Origin of the sequence: Bradyrhizobium septentrionale (assembly GCF_011516645.4) — a bacterium.
GTDB classification, from domain to species: domain Bacteria; phylum Pseudomonadota; class Alphaproteobacteria; order Rhizobiales; family Xanthobacteraceae; genus Bradyrhizobium; species Bradyrhizobium septentrionale.
Genome location: NZ_CP088285.1, coordinates 870,027 through 892,126 on the forward strand (window position 1 = coordinate 870,027; position 22,100 = coordinate 892,126).

Consider the following 22,100-nt stretch of genomic DNA (forward strand, 5'->3'; position numbering starts at 1 on the left):
CACACGGATGTATCGTCTGATCATGGCGATTCGCCCCGACGCTCTTCCGGCCGATCCAGCAGCTCTGACCGAGATGGTGCTCGCGCTTGACGCTGAGAACGAGAAGCTGCGCGTAGCAATGCAGACGTTCAAGGACATGATCTTCGGGAAGCGCTCGGAGCGGCTTGCCGCGCTCGTGGCCGAGCAGCTCGCACTTGAGCTTGGCGACCTTGAGACCGGCGTCACGCCGCCTGCAGCTGCCAACGACGATGCAGCCGCGGCAAAGCCGCCCGGCAAACCACTGCGGAAGAAGGCGCGCCGCAACATCGGCGCGCTGCCCAAGCACCTGCCGCGCTGCGAGCAGGTGCTGGAGCCGGAGGCGACCGCATGCCCGTGTTGTCAGGGCCAGCTTCACAAGATCGGCGAGGACGTCAGCGAGGTGCTGGACATCATCCCGGCGATCCTGCGGGTGTTGCGGACGGTCCGTCCCAAGTACGGCTGCCGCCGCTGCACCGATGGTGTGATCCAGGCGAAGGTGCTGCCGCGCCTAATCGAGAGCGGCATGGCCTCGACGGCACTCGTGAGCCACGTGGTAGTCTCGAAGTTCGCCTGGTATCTGCCGCTTTACCGACAGGTGCAAATTCTGGCCGGCCAGGGTGTCCATCTCGACCGGGCGACGCTCGCCGGCTGGGTGAAGCGAGCGGCCTGGTGGCTCAGGAGCCTCTATGAGCTCCAGCTGCGCACCATCCAGGCTGCGCCGCGCCTGTTCTGCGACGAGACGCCGATGCCGGTGCTCGATCCCGGACGACATCGCCCGCGCATCTGCCAGTTCTTGGCGCATGCGATGGATGACCGGCCATGGGGCGGCCCCTCGCCGCCGGCGGTGGCCTACGTGTTCGCCGACGGCCGCGGCACGGCGGAGATCGCCAGACAGTTGACGGGCTTTTCCGGCATTCTGCAGGTCGACGGTTATGCGGCCTACAAAGCGCTCGCCCGCGATCATGGCGACGCGATCCAGCTCGCCTTTTGTCTCGCCCACGCCCGACGCAAATTCGTCGACGTGTATAAGACGACCCAGTCGCCGTTCGCTCGCGAAGTGATCGAGCGCCTGCAGGCGGTCTATGCCATCGAAGCAGAGATCCGCGGCAGCAATGCCGAGCAGCGGCTGGCCACCCGCCGCACCAGGTCCGCTCCATTGATGGAGGCGCTCAGGACGCGCCTGACCACAATGGTCGGCCAGCTCTTCTCCCAATCGAAGCTGGCGGAGGCCATCAACTACGCACTCAATCACTGGGACGGGTTGACGCTGTTTCTCCGCGACGGCCGTGTCGAGGTTGACAGCAACACAGTCGAGCGTTCCATGCGCCCGATTGCGATGGGAAGACGCAACTCATTGTTCAGCGGCAGCGAAGGCGGCGCCGAGAGCCGGGCGATCCTGGCGTCGCTCGTGAACACGGCAAAACTCCATGAGCTCGACCCGCAGGCCTACCTGGCCGATGTGCTGGAGCGCATCGTGTCCGGGCGAACCAAGAGCCATCAGCTGCACGAGCTGCTCGCCTGGAACTGGAAGGCGGCGCGCCGGCGCACACCGCAGGCAGCGGCATGAGCCCACGTCGCCATAAAGCAGCATCGTCGATGCCGTCAGCCGCGATGCCGCTTGCGGACCTCGAGCGATGGCTCCAGGCTCGCATCGATCGCCATCCTGCCGCCACTAGCATTCCCATGCTCGACGGCTATGCTGCCGCGATCGTAGCCGGACCGGTCTCGATGAGCCCGCTCGATTGGATCTGCCCGCTGCTCGCGATCGATGCCGACGCGTTCAACCATGGCGGCACGCCGGAGTTCGCCGCGATCTCCGCCGTTGCGCTGCGCCACAACGACATCAGCAACACCCTCTCGACTGCCCCCGATCGGTTCGAGCCGATACACCGGCGCAACCCCAATGGCGACGTCGATCCGCGTCCCTGGTGCCAGGGTTTCCATGCCGCGATGCGGCTCAGGCTGTCGGCGTGGGCGCCGATGCTGGACACCAGCAATGTCAATCACGGCCTGCTTCTGCCCATTCTGTTGCACTGTCGCGACGATCAGGGGCAGCCGATGCTCGGATCCCCCCGAAGCGGCCGCGAGACTGCCGACTTTCTGCGTAACGCCTACGCCGATATTCCAGCGGTCGTCGAGGCCATGCGCCAATATTGGATGCCGATCCGCTACCCACGCGCCCGCTGATCTCCGCAGACGTGGGAGCTCATACCGGTTACGATCAACAAGCGACGTGCGTGGCTCTATCCAGTTGTTTGATCGCACCGGTGACATTAGACGCCGCGAGGCAGATTAGATGGTTTTTAAGTCCATGACCGCAAGAAGAACTGACCATCTCCGGCCGGAAGAACGTTGGTGCCTCGGATCCTAATCATGAATGCCGGTACGGCTCAAATGTCGGGCGCTGATCTGACAGCAGCTCAACTTTCGCTCGCCGCCAACTCGGCTTGCCGTTCAGCGTGGTTTACTCAGGAGGGAGACCTCATAGTTTCCCCGGTAGCTATCCCAGCCGATCTGCTATCCTTCATCGGCGCGACGCTCAATATCGACGCCTCGAGCCTGTCGCAGCTTGTGCCTGGAGGCGCTCGCAAAGCACCGGTCCTTGATGATTGCACTCTGCTGTCCGAAGCGCTCGTAAAGCGAATCAGCAACTCCATATTCGTCAGAAATCGTCTTGGAGAATCTATCCCTGCTACTTCAGTGAAGGTGTTGCACGCTTGGCGGATGTGCTCTGTGTCGCGCAACCGGGAGATGACTTCGCTCTGCAGCGCGGTCCTGATCTATTGAATCGCAAGAGTCACTTCCGACAATTGGCGACGAGTGTTGGCCTTCTGTTGCCTAACGGACGCGTCACGACGAACCCAGACGAACTATTCAGAGCGGTCACCTCCCTGAGCTCTGAGACCGGCAGCGTAATTGTTAAGTTGGACAATGGAGCCGGTGGGGTTGGAAATGTCATCTTGACCGGCGAGGAGAGCAGTCCACTACCTGGGGCAAGAGATACGCAGCGGATTTCTTGGCGTCGTTTGATCCCGACGCACTCTGGTCCGAGATCACAACAGCGTCATGTAAGACTCTGGTCGTGGAATCTTACCACCCAGCTCAGTCTCTGTTCTTTCTCGAGTACGAGATCGCGGAGGATGGTTCAATCGTTTTCGTCAACAGCGGGAATATACGTCTACGCCGAAGCAAAGATCCGTCTGAGCGGGCTCTCATCTGGACAGGGCTGGAGCTTCCAAGCGACCTGAGCTGAGCAATGTTTGGCCGCCCAAGCACACTCTTATCGATTTGTGGATCTTGCGCGCACTCTGGGGTACCGCGGGATGATCAATATCGACGCCATTCTCGCGAGTGGCGGGCGGTTGCTGTTCAATGAGACGAACGGCCGCTGGGGCGGAGGCTCGGTGTTACACAGCATTGCGGTCCGGTTGCTGGGCGCCGAGTATTTGAAGTGCTACGTCATTCTATCCGTGAGAAACGTGCGATCAAGTTCTCTCCAGGCGGCGTGTGATCGTTTCTCAAGGACGGAGTTCTGTTCGACGGCACAAGCAAACAAGGCGTGATCCCGCTCGCTGCCGATCAAGAGGCAGGCACGGTGGAATGCATCGTGATTGCACGCGATAGGCCCACGGTCCACAATCTGCAGCACCACTTATTGACGATGTTTGATCGAGATTACAACGGCATCTCCTAAACCAGCCATTCATCCTAATTTGGACCTGCTTCGCGAGCACCCGGGCGATCCGATATCAACAAACGCAATAGAATCGCCGGGCCTGGCCACCATATCACCGGCGATCGCTGGAAGCTGGAAGCCGCAGCGCGGATCACAAGTTCGTCCGCGTCCTGATCAACGAAGCATCGCGCCCGGCCTTCTTCTCTCAGATCCGACCCGGCGAGAAGGAGAGAGCGCCATCGGCTTCCTCGGCGACGTCGTCGCTGAATCCAAGGCTGCGCATAAAGATCAACAACATCGGCAAAGCCGATCGCTTCATCCAAACGTCCCTACGCGAGTACCCATGCTCGCGTCTTCGAAACGCAAGCTCAGTGAGCCAATGATCGGCCAGTCTGACTTCATTCACTGTCGTTCACAGGGCAGCCTGCATGTCGAACCATCAGCCGGCCCGCCCTCCCGTTAGACCGACCTCTTCAGATTGCGTAACTTTGGATTGGGACTTGGCGCGCGCGGGCCTCCGAACGAACTCGGGCGCCTGACGTTCGAACAGGCCACGGTAGATGCCGCCCGGGCGCGCGGTAAGCATCTCATGCGTGCCCTGCTCGACGAGCTCGCCGCGATCGAACACCAGGATGCGATCCATGCTGCGCACGGTCGACAGCCGGTGCGCGATCACGATCGAGGTGCGGCCCTTCATCAGCCGCTCCATCGCCGGCTGGATCATCGCCTCAGACTCCGAATCGAGGCTGGAGGTCGCCTCGTCCAGAATCAGGATCGGCGCATCCGCCAGGAAGGCGCGCGCCAGTGCCACGCGCTGCCGCTCGCCGCCCGACAGCTCGACGCCGCGCTCGCCCACCAGCGTGCCGTACCCCTTCGGCAGCCGCATGATGAAGCCGTGCGCATTGGCAAGCCGCGCCGCCTGCTCGATCGCCTCCAAGCCGGCGCCCGGCCGGCCATAGGCGATGTTCTCCGCCAGCGTGCGGTGAAACAGGATCGGCTCCTGCTGCACGATCGCGATCTGGCTGCGCAGCGATTGCTGCGTCGCCTTGGCGATGTCCTGACCATCGATCAGGATTTTGCCGCCGGAGACGTCGTAGAGCCGCTGGACCAGCTTGACGAAGGTAAGCGGCAAGCTGAGGCCGTTCACGCGGCGTGGTTCCATGGCATAAGCGCCTCGATCTGGCTGCTCGGCCAGCCGTTGGCGATGCGCTGAAGCGTGAGGGTGAGCCAGGCGAACGGATCGACGTTGTTCATCTTCGCTGTCTGCAGCAGTGTCGCGATGGTCGCCCAGGTTCGTCCGCCGCCGTCGCTGCCAGCGAAGAGGCTATTCTTTCTCGTAATTGTTTGTGGCCTGATGGCGCGTTCGACGATGTTGGAGTCGAGCTCAATGCGGCCGTCGGTCAGGAAGCGCTCGAAGATGGCACGGCGCGAGACGGCATAGCGGATTGCCTCGGCCAGTTTTGATTTGCCGGAGATCCGCCGCAAGGTCTGCTGCCAGAGATCAAAGAGATCTGCGACGACCGCCGCGGAGGCTTGCTGACGCGCGGCAACGCGTGCGTGGGGACTTTGACCGCGCACGGTCTTCTCGACCTGCCAGAGCTTTGCCATCCGCTCGACCGTCGTCGTTGCCACTTTCGAGCTTCCTGCAACATGCAGCTCGTAGAACTTGCGTCTGCTGTGTGACCAGCAGCCAGCCAATGTGATGCCATCATTGCCGCGATCGGCGCGCGCCAACTTGTTATAGGCGGCATAGCCATCCACTTGCAGGATGCCCCGATAACCATTGAGATGGCGGACCGCGCATTCGCCGGAGCGGCTGTCTTCGAAGCGATAAGCCACCATCGGGGGACCGCTGCGGCCAAAGGTGCGGTCATCTCTGGCATAGGCCCATAAGTAGGCCGTTTTCGTCGATCCGGAGCCGGGAGCGAGCGTCGGCAGGGTGGTTTCGTCGGCAAAGACCCGTTCGGCCTTCTTGACCTCGCTGAAGATGTAGTCGGCCATGATCTCGAGCTCGAAGCCGAGCTTGCCCATCCATTGCGCCATCAGCTGGCGGTCGAGCTCGACATGATCGCGCGCGTAGATCGCCTCCTGCCGGTAGAGCGGCTGCCATCGGCGTATTTGGCGACCGCGATCTGGGCCAGAAGCGCTTCCGTCGGAATGCCTCCTTCAATGATATGGGCCGGAGCCGGCGCCTGGATTACGCCGTCCGCGTTCTTGAAGGCATACTTGGGACGGCGCGTGACGATCACACGGAACTTCGCTGGCTCCACATCCAGACGCTCCGACACGTCCTCGCCGATCACCACCTTCTGCTTGCCGGCATGCTCAGCAAGGTCTTCCGGCTCAATGACGGTTTCGATCCGTTCCAGATGGGGCGCAAAGCCCTTGCGCCGACGCGGTGCACGCTTGCCATCCGCTTGCTCACGGCCCTTGCTGACCTGGGCCTTGATTGCAGCGATGCCGGTCTCAATTTCCTCGAAGACAAAGGCCTGCTGTTCATCGTCGCCGTTCGCAGAGCCGAGCTTTTCCGATCGTCGGCCGAACCGGGCGCGGTCGAAGGCCTTCAGGATCTGCGTCAGCCGCTCGATACGCGCATCGGCATCGGCGTTGCGCACCCTGAGATCGGCGACTTCGCTCTCCAGAGCATCGGCGCGGGCCGCCCTCTCGGCCAGGGCAAGCACCATGGCTCTCAGCGTCTCTACGTCATTCGGGAGGTTGAGATCGGGCGGCGTCATTGGCCCGACCAAGCACATTTTGCCCCGGTTCTCTTGCCTTTTCAGCTCACTGATTCACTTCGCCGCAGCGCTTTTACCCAACAATCTCCGGCGGCTTGACCGCCACGGTCCGGACCCGCTTCCAGTCCATTCCATCCACCAGTGCCATCAACTGCGCAGGATTCATCTGCACCCGATGATGCCCGATCCGCGGCCAGCAGAACTTCGCCTTTTCGAGACGTTTTAAATAGAGGCACACGCCGGAGCCATCCCACCATACGATCTTTATTCTGTCGGCTCTTTTGGCCCGGAAGACATAAAGCGCACCGTCGAACGGATCTGAGCCCGCATCGCGCACAAGCGCAACCAGGCCATCGATACCCTTGCGGAAGTCGACTGGATGGCTGGCGAGGAACACCTTCACGCCCGAGGGAATCATGCCGAACGCACCGCCCGGATCACTCGCTGCAAGTGCGCCTCGTCGACGTCCACGCCGGCACGCACGACGACCTCGCCAATGGCAATCTCAATCACTGTGCCTGCCACAGACGCCACCACGCCCTCGCAACTCGAGTGCCGCGAGCGATAATGCCGCTCGGCCCGAGCATCACGGCGCCAAGCGAACAGCTGCGACGGGTGAATGCCGATCCGGCGGGCGATCGCCGAGACGCTCGCGCCAGGCTCCAGCGCCTCTGTCACAATTTGCGCCTTGAACTCGTCCGACCAGCGTCGGCGAAGCTGCCGCGGCGCTCCCTCAAGACGGTCGGCGACCGCTTCGATCATATGGAAGGTTCTAGTTCCAGAACTAGGCGCAGACATAGAAGCTCACATCGGCTCACAAACTCAGCAGCCGATAGCCGATCGCTTACCACTCCGCCAGACGGGGTTTCTTTGCCGCTTACTGACGAAGGGCGTCTTGCCGGAGCCGGAGCGTCCGACCAGGCCGACACGCTCGCTCGCATCTATGTCGACCGACAGAGTGGAAGGTAACGTCGTCGAGCACGATGCGGCCGCCCTGGATGCCGATCGGCCTCGCATCATCGGCATCGACAATGCCGAGCGGCTCGCCATGGATCTGCACCAGTTCCTCCATGTCGTTCACCGAACGCTGCAAGTCGTTGATGTGCATGCCGACATCCCGCAAGTAGGCGTGAATGATGTAGTAGCTGGTCAAGACATAGGTGACGTCGCCCGGCGTGGCGGCGCCATGCGCCCACAGCAGGATGGCACCGCCGATCACCGAGGCGCGGAAGCACAGCAGCACCAGGAGCTGCGCCGTATCGAGGTGTGGTTGTAGCGGAGCCAGGTCCGCCGCACCCGGCGGCGCCAGCGGCTGATGACGCCGTCGAGCCGGATGTCCTCGCGCGTCTCGGCGCCGAACGACTTCACCACCGCGTTGCAGGCCACGGCGTCGGCCAGCGTGCCGCCGACCTTGGTGTCCCACGCATTGGAGAGACGTGCGGCTGGCGCGATGCATATCATCGTGAAGCCAATGGTGACAGCCACATAGAATAACGCCCCCAAGCCGACAACCCCGCCGAGCACGGACCAATGCACCCCCAGCAGGATCATCGAGCCGACGAGCACCACCAGCGACGGCAACAATGCGGCCAGCACCGTATTGTTGAGCAGATCAAGCGCCCACATGCCCCGCGTGATCTTGCGCACAGTGGAACCCGCGAACGAGTTGGCGTGCCAGTCAGTCGAGAGTCGCTGCGTCCGCATGAAGCCCTCGCGCGCAAAATCTGACATCGTCTTAAGCGTGAACGGCACGATCGCCTGCAAGCCTGCAAGTCGCAGTATAACCGATAGCAGGCCGAGCAAGACGATGCAGCCGAACGAAACCGTCGCCGCGCGTTGCGCCGCAGGGTCGGAGGGGCCCAATGTCAGCGTATCGACTAGGTGCCCGGAGTACACGGGCATGAACAGGTCGGCCACCGTTGCGCCGAGAAAACCGACAAGGATAATCGTGACACGGAGGGGCTGCCTTACCCAATGCTCCAACACGAACGGGAGCACCACGCTGATCACGGCGGCTCGCTTCTTATCTCGAACGATCATGGCACTCGCGATTGTGATGCTCGCGCCTTTCGATGCGGACGCGATATACCCAGTGCTCGACGATCCGAGGCGAAACGGCAATGCCCGAGGGGCTTGGCCGTTGTCGCCTCGAGCTCAGAACGCACAGCGAATACTTGTACGTCCCTTGCCATGGCGCGTAGCATCCCGGCGTTATTTACCATATTGTGCTCGCTGTCAGACTTTCCATTCTCGGCATTGACTTTCCACTTGTGCCAATCGCTCCAGCGCGCCGGCCATACCGATCCTGTCAGGAAGCCGATGGAACGCCACAGCAAAGCACCAAGCCCACTGCATTCCCTGTAGTCAGTCATCGGACTCACCTCCGGCGCCAAAAGTGCCGCATTATGTTTCGATATGATGCTGTTCTCGCGAACACTGCAATGTTCTGGCATCACATGCGTGGATAAGAATGGCGCCCCGTCGCATCGGCTCAATCGGCAAGTCAGCTATTTTCGCCGGAGGTCATCGGCAGATAAGAGCTACGGTCCACGTTGCCCCCTCCTTTGACCGCCAAGGTAACGAAACCTCTTAATCATCCTGCCTTCCTTCACTGAAGCTTAAATCCGCACCTCAGTTCTGCGACAACTTTCAGCTTGTGATGTTTACGACTGTGCATTCCCAAGGAATCGTGATGCCACCGCTTTGACCAAGTCAAGGCACGAAATTCATGGGAGCTCCCGAGCACCAGACCCGCTGCGAGTGCTCTGGCTACACCAGTCCTCGCCTCGGCAATCGACGTGCCACTTACGGGTTTACCTGAGCAGATCCGGCGTAAAAGCGAGCAGCAAGCAGGCTACTCCGCAAATCAGCGTTGCGCGGTGTCGCATTTCCGACATCGCGGTGGTCAATTGGACACGGCCCGGCATGACGCAAACGTTGCTCCATGTGATGCGGGTCGCTCATCGTGCCGAGGTTGAGCGATCGTTTGAGTGACGCGTACGCGCCATGACGATGTCACCGCGCATGAGCTAAACCTCGGTCATCTTTATCCATGAATGGTTCGCATCAAGCGTCTCGCGTAAGCGCCTAAGAGACCCCATCTGGCGGAGGGTGTGAGCGATCGGCTATCGGCTGCTGAGTTTGTGAGCCGATAAGGCTTCTATGTCTGCGCCTAATTCTGGAACTAGAACCTTCCATATGATCGAAGCGGTCGCCGACAGTCTTGAGGGAGCGCCGCGTCAGCTTCGCCGACGCTGGTCGGACGAGTTCGAGGCACAAGTTGTGACAGAAGCGCTGGAGCCCGGCGCGAGCGTATCGGCGATCGCCCATCGGATTGGCATTCACCCGCCGCAGCTGTTCGCCTGGCGCCTTGATGCTCGGGCCGAGCGGCATTATCGCTCACGGCACTCGAGTTGCGAGGTTGTGGTGGCGTCTGTGGAAGGCGCAGTGATCGAGATTGCCAAGGGCGAGGTAGTCGTGCGTGCCGGCGTGGATATCGACGAAGCGCACTTGCAGCGGGTGATCCGCGCGGCCCGTTCGGCATGATCCCCTCTGGTGTGAAGGTGTTCCTCGCCAGCCATCCAGTCGACTTCCGCAAGGGTATCCATGGCCTTGTTGCGCTTGTGCGCGATGCCGGCTCAGATCCGTTCGACCGTGCGCTCGCCAACGGCTGGCCGAGCAGCGAAATCGATGCGCTTATGCCATGGAACGCGGCCGCCTTACGGCCTCACCTTGCCGCTTACTTTCGGTCAGTTCGCATTGAGGGTAGAGGCATGCGTGGACGAAAGCCGTCGCCCACCACGGACGAACAACTGACTGCGCGCCAGCGCTGGTTAGACCGTCTGGCTATGAGATATAAGAGTCCCCCCATGAACGAGCCAGACGAATCCGACCTTTAGAAGGAGTCACGGCATTACCCATAAATTTGCGAACTTCGGTAAGTCGAACGAGAGCGCCACACTCTTTGTTGGACGTTCGCTCTAAGTATGTTCGAACTAGGCTAGTCATCCAGTGGATCGTTGCCACTGTCTCAGCAGGCTGTTGTCATCCGAAAGACGGCAAACCCGGGCGCGGCTCCACCTTTCTCCTCGAGCTCGTCAGCTTCTCGAAAGCCAACCTTCCTAGCATTCGAACCCGGTCTCTAGATGCCAATGCCGCCTATGCTGAACTAGGCTACCCGCTGGGCGGATCTGCAGGAGACTTTGTTATCATAATCGAAAGGAGAGCTTTATGGATTCCAATCGGATAAACGGTGGCGGCGCGCAAGGGTCCCCACCGGGGTACGTCCGGACACAGGAGGATCATGATCTATTTAGGCAGGCCGCGAATGAAGCCGGGTCATTATCATCTGCCGCGCTTGTAACGGCGCAGGCTCCGATTTGGAGTTCGAGCGCTCCATACGGAAGCTTTTCACGCGAAGGCTACTCTTGGAACAACGACGTATGGGGTCCGCGCCCTGGGCCTCAGACGATTTCGGTGAGTGGCGTCAACCGGTGGAGCGTATGGTCGAACCAGCCTAATACGCCGGGCATCAAGAGCTATCCGCACGAGGCTTTTAGTATCGGGAAACCGCTCAGTTCAATCAACACTCTGAGCTCGAGCTTCAATCAGGAGGTTCCTACTGGCGGCGCCTGGGATGTCGCCTACGATATCTGGGACAGCTCAAACCAGCATGAGGTAATGCTCTGGACAAACTACACCGGAAACTCGGACGGGAGCGGCAACGTTAAGCCCATTTCATATCATTATGCCCCTTCCGGTGCGGCGATTCCGGTCTACAGCAATGTCAATGTAGGCGGAGCGACTTGGAACGTGTTTGAAGGTGAAGGCCCCCATGGTCACAAGGTCATCTCATTGCTGCGCACTTCGAAGACCAACAGCGGGACAGTGGACATCAAGAGTATCCTGCAGTGGATCAAGTCGAAGGGGTACTTTGGCGACATAAACGTCGGTAGCGTCCAATACGGCGTCGAGATTACCTCGTCCCCGGGGGGAAAGAACTTCAATTTCAACAACTGGTCTGTGACCTCGAAGTGAAGATCCGTGTGCGGGCGGCACGGTGAGCTGCGCTTATGCCAATGAGCCACGCTGGCTGACGGCCTTAGCTTGCGCTTACCGCTCGCTCGCGGCCGTAATGGACACATTCCCGCCGCACCAGCCCCTGATGAAATGTCGCGGACGTTCTGTACGCGTTCGGTGATGGCTTCGCTGGAAGGATCACTCGCGTCGACTGCTTGACGGCCGGCCCTCGCGGTCAAGGCCTCTAGCAGGCTATTGAAAAAGGTGCTCGCCGCCGACCAGCGACCGTGATTCATTGGCTCTGACGAGATTCGGAGATGGTGCGTGCGCGGCGGCGACAATCGAACGGGCGAGCTGTTCAGCTACGTCGATCTGGAGGCGCGGGTGCGGCGTGACCATCCGCTGCGAGCGATCCGGACGATCGTGAACGAGGCGCTGTCGACGCTGGAGCGCGAGTTTGCCGCGCTCTATTCGCCGATTGGGCGGCCGTCGATCCCGCCGGAGAAGCTGCTGCGGGCGATGCTGTTGCAAGCGTTTATTCGATCCGCTCGGAGCGGCTTTTGATCGAACGGCTGGAATACGACCTGCTGTTCCGCTGGTTCGTCGGAATTGGCGTCGACGACGGAGCCTGGGACCATTTGGTGTTCTCGAAAAACCGCGACCGGTTGCTGGAAGGCGACATCGCGGCCGAGTTCCTCGCGGCGGTGCTGGCGCAGCCCAAGGTGAAGAAGCTGCTGTCGAGCGATCACTTCTCGGTCGATGGTACGCTGATCGAGGCCTGGGCCTCGATGAAGAGCGTGAAGAGGCTCTGGCGCGCCGCCGGCGCAAGGCGGCGGGCGCAATGCCGAAGCGGACTTCCATGGCCAGAAGCGCTCGAACGACACCCATGCTTCGACCACCGATCGGGATGCCAGGCTTTACCGCAAGGGAAAGGACAAGGAAACGAAGCTGTGCTTCATCGGGCATGGGCTGATGGAGAACCGCCACGGCCTGCTGGTCGACGCCTGCCTGACGCGGGCCGACGGGCATGCCGAACGGGTGGCCGCGCTGCACCTGATCGAACCGCGTGCCGACCGGCCGACAGCGATCACGCTTGGCGCCGACAAAGCCTACGACGCAGAAGACTTCGTCAACGGTGAGCGTCATGCGGAGACCACGCGCTGAGGGTTGATCTGGTCGGCTAGGAAGATCTCGCGGAATGGTTTGTCGCGAGGTCACAATGTCAAAGGATAGTCGTAAGGATAGCGATAAGGATAGGCATATGCCTATCCTCGAACACGGCGCCGACACGCTGCAGCGTGTCGAGATCATCACCGGGACGGGCCGACGTCGGCGCTGGTCGACCGATGCGAAGGCGGCGATTGTTGCGGAGAGTTTTGCGCCGGGTGCAAGCGTGTCCGCAGTGGCGCGGCGACACGACATCAGTCCAAGCCTGTTGTTTCTCTGGCGTCGCCAGGCTACGCGGGCGCAGGTCGCGGAGCGCGGGGACAGAGGCATGCCACCTGGCTTTGTGCCGGTCGCGATCACCGGCTGTGGGCGCCCGAGTGAGGAGCAGGCGGCGATCGAGATCGAGGTCGGCGCGATTCGCATCCGTGTCAGGGGGACAGTCGACCGGGAGGCACTGTGCGAGGTGCTGGCGGCGGTCGGGACGGTTGGTCGATGATCGGGCTTCGAGCTGGGTTGTCGATCTGGATTGCGACGCAGCCGGTCGATTTCCGCCGCGGCATGGACTCGCTGGCGATGCTGGTGAGCGAGGCCTTTGGAGCCGATCCGTTCGACGGCGGACTTTATGTCTTCCGCTCCAAGCGCCGAGATCGCGTGAAGATCCTGACTTGGGATGGAAGCGGCCTTGTCCTTTACTACAAAAGAATCGAGGGGCAGTTCACCTGGCCGCCGATCAAGGAAGGCGTCATGTCGCTATCTCATGCTCAGCTCTCGGTGCTGCTCGATGGCTCGGACTGGAAGCGTGTGCCGATGCGAGTTGTGGATCAGCCGATGCGAGCTGGTTGATCATTATCAAGAGTCGTTCGTCACTCATGCGGAGTTGTTGTAGAATCGCTCTGCATGAGTGATTTGCCTTCCGATCCAGCATTGCTCCGACAAGCCGTGATGACGCTATCGTCACGGCTTGCGGCGTTGTCGGAGGAATGCAGCACGCTGGCGACCGAGCGTGATGCAGCGATCGCCCAACGCGACGCTGCGATCCAGGAGAACGACAAGCTCCTGATGATCCTGTCCCAGTACAAGCGCACGATCTTCGGTCCGCGCTCCGAGACACTGGATATCGGACAGCTGTCTCTCTTCACCATCAGGGCACAGGCGGTTCGTGCCGCCGCCAACGACGACGTGACCGGAGGCAGGCTGCCTGACGGAGCGGAGGGCCGTGGAAAGCGACCGGCGCGACGCAACCGGGGGAAGCTTCCGGAGCATTTGCCGCGCATCGATGTCGTGATCGATATCGAGAGCCACATCTGCCCTTGCTGCGGCGAGCAGCTGCACAAGATCGGGGAGACCGTCAAGGAAGCCTTCGACGTCATTCCGATGCAGTACCGGGTCAAGCGCATCATGCGTCCACGGTACGGCTGCCGGGGATGCCGCCAGGGTGTTCTGCAGGCACCCGCGCCGGCCCAGGCGATCGACGGTGGAATGGTGACGGAAGCCTTGCTGGCCCACGTCGCGGTGATGAAATACGGCTACCAGCTGCCGCTGTATCGCCAGGAACAGATGTTTGCCGCCCAAGGCATCACGCTCGACCGGCAAACGCTGGCCTCGTGGATGGGCCGCGTCGCCTGGTGGCTGAAGCCGCTTCACGCGCTGTTGCGCCGCGCAGTGATGTCCTACCCGCGGCTGTTTGCCGACGAGACGCCGCTGCCAGTTCTCGATCCCGGCCGTGGCAGAACCAAAGTCTGCCAGTTCTGGGCGATCGCCACCGACGACCGCCCGTGGGGCGGCCCGGCGCCGCCGGCAGTAGTCTACGTGTTCGCCGAGGATCGCAAGGCAATCCGCGCCAGGCAGCTGTTTGGAGACTACGACGGCATCCTGCAGGTCGACGGCTACGCCGGGTACAAGGGGCTGATTAAAAACGGCGGCCGTCTGGTACAACTGGCGTTCTGCTTCGCGCATGCGCGGCGGAAGTTCTGGGACGTCCACATCGCGACGAAATCGCCGATTGCCGCGGAAGCGCTGCAGCGGATCGCGATGTTCTACGCCATTGAGGATCGCATTCGCGGTTTGCCGGCGACGCAGCGAGCTGCGGTGCGACAATCCGACACCAGACCGCTGATCGAGGACTTCAAGCCCTGGCTCGAGGCGCGACTGCTGGAAGTCTCGAAGAAATCCGGCCTTGGCAAGGCGATCCGCTACACCCTCAACCATTGGGATGGCCTGACGCGATTCATCGATGATGGGCGCATCGAGATCGACAGCAATACGGTCGAACGCAGCATCAAGCCGATCGGGCTGGGAAAGAAAAACTATCTGTTCGCAGGCAGTGAGGGCGGCGCCGAAACCTGGGCCACTCTCGCATCACTCATCAACTCCGCAAAGCTTCACGACATCGACCCACGGCACTATTTTACTGATGTTCTCGAGCGCATCGTCTCCGGACGTACCAAGATCAATCAGCTGAACACGCTGCTGCCGTGGAATTGGAAAGCCGAGCGCGATGGTTCGGAGCCAAAGCTCGCCGCTTGATCAGTTCGACGGCACGGCGTCGGGAACTTCCTGCGCATCGCTGGCGTCGTCGTAGATCTCTTCGCGGATCACGCGCAGCGTTACCTCGTGCAGATACACTTGCAGCGCACCCTCCAGCTCGGTGAACTCGGGCAGCAGGACTCGATCAACGAAGCCCCGTGACGCACGGACCATCACCGTGTTACGTCGCTGTCGGCGATAACGAAACGGCCGCAGCCCATATCGGCGGCAAAGCGCCAGAAACAGGTGCCGAGACCACTGGTCGGGAAGTGAGAATTGCTGTTCGATCGGTGGATCGTGGCGAGCAAGTTCCTCGACCCGGGCCCGCACCCGCTGCAGCGCGGCTTCCGCTGCAAGGCGCTCACCAGCAGTTCCGGCCCCCACGAACAACGCCTCGATCTTCCGAAGCTTCTCGCGCAGCTGCGACTCGCTGGTCATTCTGATCCCCGTTGCCCGCTCCGAACCGGGATCAACCCATCACCGCGCGCCGGCGGCGTCAATCATCCCGACCGCGCTATCCAGAGCATTCCGCGCAAGTCAAGCCCAGGCACCCGTGATCCTCTCGTGACGCTCACCGTCAACGAGCTGCGCTCGATGAACGTGACGCCGCATGTTGCGCAGAACACCAGCGGCCGCAGCTCTGCGATCGACGGGCGAACGACCCGGCACGGCGGCTATGCCGCCAGCCAGCGCATCCGCAAGCGGATCGAGGAGGCATTCGGCTGGATCAAGACGGTCGCCGGGCAAGAGAAGACCCGCTTCCGTGGCCATGAACGCGTCGGATGGGCCTTTACCTTCGCTGCCGCCGCCTACAATCTGGTGCGGCTGCCAAAGCTGATCGCGGAGGCCGGCTGATGGCCAAGGTGCCCGGCTTCGCCAAGGCCTTTGCTGGCCGTTGGCGCATCGTCGAAATGGCCAACTGGGACGGCGACTTCCTCGACCTCGTCAAACAGGCGCATCTCACCTTCACGGGCAAGTCCGACGGTGAAATTGCCTTCGGTGCGCTGAAGGGCTTCCTCGATGTCCGCTACGGCGCGCGAGACGGTTCGGCCTGCGCGGAGTTCTCATGGGAAGGGCACGATGAGAATGACCCCGCCTGCGGTCGCGGATGAGCTATGATCGGCACTGCGGGCAGGCTCGTCGGTCACTTCTACATACACAATGGCGACGATTCAGCCTTCGTTTGCGAACGCGGCTGAGTTCTTCAACAGCCTGCCAGGTCTTCTCCAGGACGCCCCACGAGGTGATACAGCGCTTTAAGACGCGCGGCTTCTGGTGGGAGATTGGTTGTGAAGACCAGATTCGCGGATCCAAGCGGAGAATGTCATCGGCGCTATCGGCTATCCAGCCTACCGCACGGGCCGCTGTGAGCGAGGGCCGTTCCATGGAGCTCGTTCCGAACCACGATTGCCTTGAGCCTGATTTAGGCCGATCGGCGATTGGAAGATTTTCAGTCCACGCGTACCGACTCGCGAACGGCGCCAACGTCATGGTTTCCGGCTCCATCTGGCCACTTCCACTGTAGCGCACAGCAATGACGAGCTCACGGACATCTGCCCGAAGAGATGCTCTGCCGATCTCATCCGGCAAGCTGACCGTTACTTAATGCATCCACAGATCCCTCCAGCTACCTCTTGTCATCGGCTAACTAGTAGAGCTCTCGATGATCCGGCGGTTCGCGCCGCTGCGTTTTGAACAGAAATAAACTAGTGAACGACGCTCCCCAGCGTGCACAGGCTTCACCTCATGCCGGTTCCTGCATGTAGTAACAAGTACGCTTCCAAATGGTGGTCGAAACACGTGTTGTTCGTACGCACTAGGATATACCACAAACTCACCCCCCTCAAATTCTCTAGTGAGTTGAACAATCACGGCGTACTCGAAATCAGGGTCGCTCTCAGCATCCAAATGGATGCCAACAAAGGATCCGGTCGGCATACGATGCATTTGGCAGCGGCGAATCACATAATCAGACCATCCTCCTAAGATCTTTTTCAACGAGAGGCGACGGTGTTTCCTTTCGAGTAACTCGATGATTTGAGCTGGAGCTGTACCATGCGCATTGCTAGGAGGGCGGCCGGGCAGATCTACCCTGACGCGTTTCACAAAGACACTGTGTGAATCGCCGGCATCCCCTTCCCGCACCTCCTCCTCTTCGGGAATCTCGGTCTGCAGCTGATCGACCCTTGCCAAGTCATCATCGGTGAACAAGGTCTGGGGGGCGATCAAGACCGTCCCCTTAACCAACAGCTCTATGCGGTATTTTGTGAGAGCCTCTTCTGCAAGCAGGCGGGATTTATCATTTACTGCGCGTGCCATTCGCGTTTACTCCAAGTTCGGACTTAAGGGATCCTTCGCTATCCCCCTGCATCGAGTGGATGGCCTGCTCCCAACGCTCGCCATCAAAATCCTCTTTTCATACGCTTTCGATCGTTCGTTTATCCAAGCATCCAATATTTACGCTGAATCCTGAAGGACTGGATCGAGGCCTGTAGAATGGCTTTACGCCGCAGATCCGGCAAAACGTGTGCCGAGCGACGTTCTTATTAAACTGGTACGAAGTGAGAAATTCTTCGCCGCACTCAATGCCCAATTTGTCGCCAGGCACGAGCAAATGTAAAAATTTCAACATTTGGCAAATTGAGCAATTGCATCGCACTGCGGAAAGCACTCGCGGCGCTCGAACGTAGAATTTCACAGAACCACAATGACAGCGGCCATGGTGGCGGATCTCGGCACCATCGCCTTCGAGGGAAAACCCTGCGAGCAGATCCCGGCACCACTCCAAGCTGTGCCGATAGGCTCGATCAAACTCATCGAAAAAACGGCTACTGCTGTCAGCCGGGACAATTTCGCCAATGAGGCGGCTTGTCATCTCCCCGTGATATTTTTCCGCTGGATCCTCGACGACGACATGGACCCGAAAGTACTCAAGATCGTCTGCCTCCACATCAAAGGTCTTGACCACAGTGGCCGATAGCGACTGGATCATCTCCGCAGCATGCAGTTCGAATGCGACCATGTAGGCGCAACGCACCACGGGGTCTTTCGATGACAGCCCGGCATACAGAGAATGCAGATATCGCTTTGTTGTGGGGCTATAGTTGGGTTTTACTGCCCCACCGAGTCGTCGCGATGCATCTTTTCTAAATAGGTTCGAGTGGAACTGTTCGGTGGCCAGAATATCGGGTAACGCCGCGTTGGCGGCCCGGAGAACTCGGCTATGACCACCCGTCTCATCCCAACAGATGAAATTTGCGACCACGCTGGTCAGTTCAACATGCCTCGGAAGGTCGCGATTGCTATGCATCGCAGCGAATACAAGGTCCTTTTGGGACCCTGCCTGCAGATATGGGAACGCCTGTGACATCGCCAGGTATTCAGGAATCAGGCTGACAATCTGGTCCTTTGACATCGCCGCAGCGAACGGATGGGGGCCGAACAGCGCTCGCGCTTTCTGTGTCAAATACTCATGGACCGAGATCTGAGGAGGCTGATCCAGTGCAAATTCAGATGCGCGAGAAGACGTCATTTGATCTCTAGCTATTAAGGTGACGCAACTGATCAACGATTTCGTTGGGAAGGCGGTCTATGATGGCGTTGACCATGCATGTGAAACTCCCCTGGGCCGGCACCTTCACGGCAACAGACTGCGGCATGACGAGCTCGGTCCTATTGATGATCGCATCGATGGAAACATGTCCATTTGATTATGGCGGCGACGATGCACCCGGCAGACTCGACGCGTCACTCGAAAGCAGTAACGCAGTTGAGATCAAGCATTGCGGGCTAACGCCGCGAGTTCGGTTTCTAGCTTCGGTTGATGCTTGAAGATGGCGTCGATCAGCGCTTGCGCTGGTTGTTCGGCCGCTTCAACCAGTGCCGCCTTCTCAGCGCGGGCGGACGGAGCGAACACCCGCTTGACGACAGTCGGCGAGCCCCTAAGACCGCATTTTGAGACGTCCTCGACGCCGGCATCCTGGGCGCTCCATTTCACGATCGGGGCGCGCGCAGCGCGCAAGGCATCCGCCATGGCGCCACGACGAATCTGGTTGGTCGCCTCCAGCATGGTGATCAGGCAGGGCAGCCTGGTGTGCAGAACCTGGACCCCACCTTCGGAGCGCCGCTCTGCTTCAATTGTGCGTGCGGTGAGATCAAGCGACCTGACCTTGGCGACGTAGGTTAGCTGAAGCACGCCTAGCCGCTTTGCGATGCCGGGCCCGACCTGCGCGGTATCGCCGTCGATGGTTTGCTTGCCGGTAAAGATAAGATCTGGCCGGCCATATTCCTTGTCGATCTTTCGAATGGCTGTTGCCAGTGCGTACGTTGTGGCCAGGGTATCGGAGCCCGCAAAGCAACGATCGGTTAGCAGTACCGCGCGATCGGCGCCAAAGGTCAGCGCTTTTCGCAGCGAGTCTTCAGCCGACGGCGGCCCCATTGTAAGCACGGTTATTTTGCCGCCGAACCGATTGCGTAGCTCCAGTGCGGCCTCGAGCGCGAAAAGGTCATATGGGTTGATGATCGTCGGCACGCCCTGGCGCATGATCGTATTGGTGACCGGGTGCACGCGGATCTGTGCAGAATCGGGAACTTGTTTAATGCAGACGACATTGTGCACAGTTCAGCTCCATAAATTGCCACAGCTGCGAAGAAGAACAGCAAGTGTTGTACCAGCGCGCATGATTTCGGAATCAGCTCAACAATACAAAGGCTTAGGCGAGCCAGGCGATATCGCCCGACGCTCCCGACGAAGCAATGTCGACACTCGTCGCGACTGCGACAGTGCTGTTCGAGCGACGTGATCGGCAATTGAGCCGGCCCGGGAGAGTTCCTCCTCAACGAGGTGGGTTTTGCTCCAGACGATCAAGATGCGGATACAATCCGTCCGAGCCGGCGTTGGCTTGATATCTCGGTTGAACTATGGATCAACCAAGCCGCTCGCCACGACGACCGAACGCATCGACGCTCGGTGGTGTTCTGCACGTCGAACGCAAGCCGACCTCTCTCCCGGTCGAGCGACCTCATGCTCACAGCTCTCGAGTCCTGTCCGGGTCTCTATCCATCATGAAAACCTGCCGTGGATAGGACCGTCCTCAGAGGAGGGGTAGACCAGCCCCCCCGAAACCATCGACGATTAACCTGCCACGGCTATTTGCCTCAATGTGATGATCGCAACTCCGGCTCCTGTGTCCTTCTCAAAATCGCTTGATCTCGATTCCGTATTTCCTCAACGCGTAGCCGATCTGGCGCGGAGTAAGTCCGAGCAAGCGCGCTGCCTTTGCTTGAACCCAACCGGATTTTTCCATGGCGGCAATGACCCGTTCGCGATCGGCAATCTTCGCGCCGCTTACGAGGACTGTGCCGGGAGGCCCCAGTGAGGCCAACTCGCTGCCAACAGACGGCAGCGGCGCGTCCGCCTCAGTCACGGGTGTGACAGGACTCGCCGGCATTGGCATGGTTGGTGCAGGCTGGACTGTCATCTCATCCGATGTACTTTTCCAGAGCATCGCGGAAAGGCACTGGCCATGGCAACATGCAAAGTCATTTCTCACGATCGAGGGCCCGGCGGCCAGGGTGGCTGTTCGCTGGATGCAATTTTCGAGTTCGCGGACATTTCCTGGAAATCCGCAGTTCATCAGCACATCGATCGCACTCGCCTCAAAGCTCAGCGTACGGCAGTTCTCGCTGTTGAAATTTTTCAGAAACTCGCTGGCAAGCAACGGAATATCACTTCGCCTTTCGCGCAGCGCTGGCAGCATCAAGGGAACTACGCTGATGCGATAATATAGGTCTGCGCGGAACTCGCTCCTCGCCACAGCCTCTTCAAGATTCCTATTGGTCGCAGCTATGACACGAACATCCACCTTGATGGTCTGGTTACTGCCGACGCGCTCGAACTCCTGCTCTTGCAGAACTCGCAGCAACTTCGCCTGGAACGGGGCCGAAATTTCACCGATCTCGTCAAGAAACAGCGTGCCCTTGTCGGCAAGCTCGAAGCGCCCTTTGCGCGCGCTGAACGCGCCGGTAAAGGCACCCTTCTCGTGACCGAACAATTCGGACTCCAGAACTGTCTCAGGGAGCGCCGCGCAATTCAGCTTGATGAAGGGCCGCTTGGCACGCAACGACAACTCGTGAATGGCCTTGGCTACGAGTTCCTTCCCAGTACCGGATTCACCGCGAAGCAAAACGGTGCTGTTCGATTTAGCGACGACCGCGATCTTCTCGAGCAGCCCGCGCAGCGCCGGGCTGTCGCCGATGATCCCGTGGATCGGTACCTTCTTGCGCTCCCTTGCGGGCTGTCTAAGCTCTGACAGTTGCTTTTGCAGCCGGTCTTTCTCCACCATCAGTCGTTCGCGGTCACAGGCGAACAGGCGATGCAGCTTAACTGTCTGCCCGACCAGGTTGGCGATCATGCCGAGCAGCCGCGCGTCGTAGTCAAGTTGTTGGCTCGACCCGTCGTTCCGAATACGATCAACCGTCAGCGTACCCACGACTTTCGGATCAATACGAATTGGAACCCCGATGAATGACACCGGCATATTGTCTGTGGCGCCGAGCACCTGCAGGTCCGCAGCGCTGAACGCCGGCTCGACTGCCACATTCTCGGCGATCAGGGGTGTGTCCGTCGCGACGATCCGATCGATCGCCTTCCGCGGCAAGTGCATCCGGTAGCGCTCGTCACTACCCTCGCTCCAGCCGGCTCCCACGGCGATGTCCGGCATCCCTTCATCGTCGAAGAGTGAAACGATGCCGTGTCGCATCTGCACAAACGATTGCAGAAGATCGACCACTTTGGCCAATGTCACTTCGAGCCGGCAAGGTGCAGTGAGCACCCTTGATATTTCGAAGATGCCGGTCAGAGCGCTCTCGCACAGCGGTTCGACCGAAACCTCGCGCTCCGTCTCTGACTGTGAGTTAGGTCTTTCGCGTGTGGATGCGATATGCAGCATAACGATGTC

The 22,100-nt window shown here is 60.2% G+C and carries 17 protein-coding genes and 6 pseudogenes; 13 read left to right on the forward strand and 10 right to left on the reverse strand.

The genetic code is table 11. The annotated features are described in order from the left end of the window. The first annotated feature begins 22 nt into the window (after window positions 1-22). The 5 genes from tnpC (HAP48_RS06035) to HAP48_RS51050 all read left to right on the forward strand — a co-directional run bounded on the left by tnpC (HAP48_RS06035) (window position 23) and on the right by HAP48_RS51050 (window position 3,712). Window positions 23-1,585: an IS66 family transposase gene (tnpC, locus tag HAP48_RS06035; protein WP_166208694.1), complete on the forward strand. Its 1,563-nt coding sequence runs from the start codon at window positions 23-25 to the stop codon at window positions 1,583-1,585. Window positions 1,586-1,614: 29 nt separating this feature from the next. Further along, a complete protein-coding gene (locus HAP48_RS06040; RefSeq protein ID WP_166213761.1) occupies window positions 1,615-2,205 on the forward strand; it encodes a YecA/YgfB family protein in 591 nt (196 codons plus the stop codon). 186 nt (window positions 2,206-2,391) lie between these two features. Then, window positions 2,392-2,805: a preATP grasp domain-containing protein gene (locus HAP48_RS06045; RefSeq protein ID WP_166214464.1), complete on the forward strand. Its 414-nt coding sequence runs from the start codon at window positions 2,392-2,394 to the stop codon at window positions 2,803-2,805. 536 nt (window positions 2,806-3,341) lie between these two features. Then, a complete protein-coding gene (locus HAP48_RS06050; RefSeq protein ID WP_029085024.1) occupies window positions 3,342-3,581 on the forward strand; it encodes a hypothetical protein in 240 nt (79 codons plus the stop codon). Next, on the forward strand, window positions 3,578-3,712 hold the full coding sequence (locus HAP48_RS51050; RefSeq protein ID WP_234583747.1) for a hypothetical protein: 135 nt from the start codon (window positions 3,578-3,580) through the stop codon (window positions 3,710-3,712). Before HAP48_RS06050 ends, HAP48_RS51050 begins: the two co-directional genes overlap by 4 nt. A gap of 421 nt (window positions 3,713-4,133) precedes the next feature. On the opposite strand, the pseudogene HAP48_RS06060 reads toward HAP48_RS51050, so the two are convergent. The 5 genes and pseudogenes from HAP48_RS06060 to HAP48_RS06080 all read right to left on the reverse strand — a co-directional run. After that, a pseudogene (locus HAP48_RS06060) lies at window positions 4,134-4,817 on the reverse strand (ABC transporter ATP-binding protein); the annotation flags it as partial. Between the two features lie 20 nt (window positions 4,818-4,837). After that, window positions 4,838-6,429, reverse strand: a pseudogene (gene tnpC / locus HAP48_RS06065) (IS66 family transposase). 73 nt (window positions 6,430-6,502) lie between these two features. Next, a complete protein-coding gene (gene tnpB / locus HAP48_RS06070) occupies window positions 6,503-6,847 on the reverse strand; it encodes an IS66 family insertion sequence element accessory protein TnpB (protein WP_165125830.1) in 345 nt (114 codons plus the stop codon). Further along, entirely contained in the window at window positions 6,844-7,191 is a 348-nt protein-coding gene (locus tag HAP48_RS49940; protein WP_029085231.1) for a transposase, read from the reverse strand. The genes tnpB (HAP48_RS06070) and HAP48_RS49940 overlap by 4 nt, the downstream gene beginning before the upstream one ends. A 105-nt stretch (window positions 7,192-7,296) precedes the next feature. Continuing rightward, window positions 7,297-8,469 (reverse strand): annotated as a pseudogene (locus HAP48_RS06080) (ABC transporter transmembrane domain-containing protein); the annotation flags it as partial. A 1,158-nt stretch (window positions 8,470-9,627) separates the two neighbouring features. Here HAP48_RS06080 and HAP48_RS06085 point away from each other — a divergent pair. The 6 genes and pseudogenes from HAP48_RS06085 to tnpC (HAP48_RS06110) all read left to right on the forward strand — a co-directional run bounded on the left by HAP48_RS06085 (window position 9,628) and on the right by tnpC (HAP48_RS06110) (window position 15,141). Next, the gene (locus tag HAP48_RS06085; RefSeq protein WP_224496933.1) at window positions 9,628-9,975 is read left to right on the forward strand and encodes a transposase; all 348 of its coding nucleotides are present in this window, start codon (window positions 9,628-9,630) and stop codon (window positions 9,973-9,975) included. 684 nt (window positions 9,976-10,659) lie between these two features. Then, the gene (locus HAP48_RS06090) at window positions 10,660-11,466 is read left to right on the forward strand and encodes a glycoside hydrolase family 12 protein (RefSeq protein WP_166214462.1); all 807 of its coding nucleotides are present in this window, start codon (window positions 10,660-10,662) and stop codon (window positions 11,464-11,466) included. Window positions 11,467-11,772: 306 nt separating this feature from the next. Then, window positions 11,773-12,606, forward strand: a pseudogene (locus HAP48_RS06095) (IS5 family transposase); the annotation flags it as partial. 103 nt (window positions 12,607-12,709) lie between these two features. After that, window positions 12,710-13,111, forward strand: coding sequence for an IS66-like element accessory protein TnpA (gene tnpA, locus HAP48_RS49945; RefSeq protein WP_166202958.1), 402 nt, complete (start codon window positions 12,710-12,712; stop codon window positions 13,109-13,111). Continuing rightward, a complete protein-coding gene (gene tnpB, locus HAP48_RS06105; RefSeq protein ID WP_166202960.1) occupies window positions 13,108-13,458 on the forward strand; it encodes an IS66 family insertion sequence element accessory protein TnpB in 351 nt (116 codons plus the stop codon). Before tnpA ends, tnpB (HAP48_RS06105) begins: the two co-directional genes overlap by 4 nt. A 99-nt stretch (window positions 13,459-13,557) precedes the next feature. Next, window positions 13,558-15,141 carry an IS66 family transposase gene (gene tnpC, locus HAP48_RS06110; protein ID WP_166215215.1) on the forward strand — a complete coding sequence of 528 codons (1,584 nt, stop codon included), beginning with the start codon at window positions 13,558-13,560 and terminating at the stop codon, window positions 15,139-15,141. On the opposite strand, the gene HAP48_RS06115 is transcribed toward tnpC (HAP48_RS06110), so the two are convergent. Continuing rightward, window positions 15,142-15,579, reverse strand: a complete 438-nt coding sequence (locus tag HAP48_RS06115; RefSeq protein WP_166202962.1) for a hypothetical protein — start codon at window positions 15,577-15,579, stop codon at window positions 15,142-15,144. It lies immediately after the preceding gene. A gap of 138 nt (window positions 15,580-15,717) precedes the next feature. Here HAP48_RS06115 and HAP48_RS06120 point away from each other — a divergent pair. Together HAP48_RS06120 and HAP48_RS06125 are read left to right on the forward strand one after the other, a co-directional pair. Beyond that, a pseudogene (locus HAP48_RS06120) lies at window positions 15,718-15,996 on the forward strand (transposase); the annotation flags it as partial. Then, window positions 15,996-16,340 (forward strand): annotated as a pseudogene (locus HAP48_RS06125) (hypothetical protein). The pseudogenes HAP48_RS06120 and HAP48_RS06125, both read left to right, overlap by 1 nt. A gap of 445 nt (window positions 16,341-16,785) precedes the next feature. Here the strand turns inward: HAP48_RS06125 and HAP48_RS06130 are convergent. The 4 genes from HAP48_RS06130 to nifA form a co-directional block, all read right to left on the reverse strand. Then, window positions 16,786-17,460, reverse strand: a complete 675-nt coding sequence (locus HAP48_RS06130) for a 2OG-Fe(II) oxygenase (RefSeq protein ID WP_029084981.1) — start codon at window positions 17,458-17,460, stop codon at window positions 16,786-16,788. A gap of 97 nt (window positions 17,461-17,557) precedes the next feature. Then, entirely contained in the window at window positions 17,558-18,673 is a 1,116-nt protein-coding gene (locus HAP48_RS06135; RefSeq protein WP_165125944.1) for a GFA family protein, read from the reverse strand. A 243-nt stretch (window positions 18,674-18,916) separates the two neighbouring features. Further along, a complete protein-coding gene (locus tag HAP48_RS06140) occupies window positions 18,917-19,759 on the reverse strand; it encodes an electron transfer flavoprotein subunit beta/FixA family protein (RefSeq protein ID WP_166214461.1) in 843 nt (280 codons plus the stop codon). 577 nt (window positions 19,760-20,336) lie between these two features. Next, complete coding sequence (gene nifA, locus HAP48_RS06145; RefSeq protein WP_029084978.1) at window positions 20,337-22,091, reverse strand: nif-specific transcriptional activator NifA; 1,755 nt, start codon at window positions 22,089-22,091, stop codon at window positions 20,337-20,339. Window positions 22,092-22,100 lie beyond the last annotated feature (9 nt).

Bases quoted from the DNA above. Each gene is read 5' to 3' on its own strand.
- tnpC (WP_166208694.1), top strand. From the start codon at position 23: ATGGCGATTCGCCCCGACGCTCTTCCGGCCGATCCAGCAGCTCTGACC.
- HAP48_RS06040 (WP_166213761.1), top strand. From the start codon at position 1,615: ATGCCGTCAGCCGCGATGCCGCTTGCGGACCTCGAGCGATGGCTCCAG.
- HAP48_RS06045 (WP_166214464.1), top strand. From the start codon at position 2,392: ATGAATGCCGGTACGGCTCAAATGTCGGGCGCTGATCTGACAGCAGCT.
- HAP48_RS06050 (WP_029085024.1), top strand. From the start codon at position 3,342: ATGATCAATATCGACGCCATTCTCGCGAGTGGCGGGCGGTTGCTGTTC.
- tnpB (WP_165125830.1), bottom strand. From the start codon at position 6,847: ATGATTCCCTCGGGCGTGAAGGTGTTCCTCGCCAGCCATCCAGTCGAC.
- HAP48_RS49940 (WP_029085231.1), bottom strand. From the start codon at position 7,191: ATGATCGAAGCGGTCGCCGACCGTCTTGAGGGAGCGCCGCGGCAGCTT.
- HAP48_RS06085 (WP_224496933.1), top strand. From the start codon at position 9,628: ATGATCGAAGCGGTCGCCGACAGTCTTGAGGGAGCGCCGCGTCAGCTT.
- HAP48_RS06090 (WP_166214462.1), top strand. From the start codon at position 10,660: ATGGATTCCAATCGGATAAACGGTGGCGGCGCGCAAGGGTCCCCACCG.
- tnpA (WP_166202958.1), top strand. From the start codon at position 12,710: ATGCCTATCCTCGAACACGGCGCCGACACGCTGCAGCGTGTCGAGATC.
- tnpB (WP_166202960.1), top strand. From the start codon at position 13,108: ATGATCGGGCTTCGAGCTGGGTTGTCGATCTGGATTGCGACGCAGCCG.
- tnpC (WP_166215215.1), top strand. From the start codon at position 13,558: ATGACGCTATCGTCACGGCTTGCGGCGTTGTCGGAGGAATGCAGCACG.
- HAP48_RS06115 (WP_166202962.1), bottom strand. From the start codon at position 15,579: ATGACCAGCGAGTCGCAGCTGCGCGAGAAGCTTCGGAAGATCGAGGCG.
- HAP48_RS06130 (WP_029084981.1), bottom strand. From the start codon at position 17,460: ATGGCACGCGCAGTAAATGATAAATCCCGCCTGCTTGCAGAAGAGGCT.
- HAP48_RS06135 (WP_165125944.1), bottom strand. From the start codon at position 18,673: ATGACGTCTTCTCGCGCATCTGAATTTGCACTGGATCAGCCTCCTCAG.
- nifA (WP_029084978.1), bottom strand. From the start codon at position 22,091: ATGCTGCATATCGCATCCACACGCGAAAGACCTAACTCACAGTCAGAG.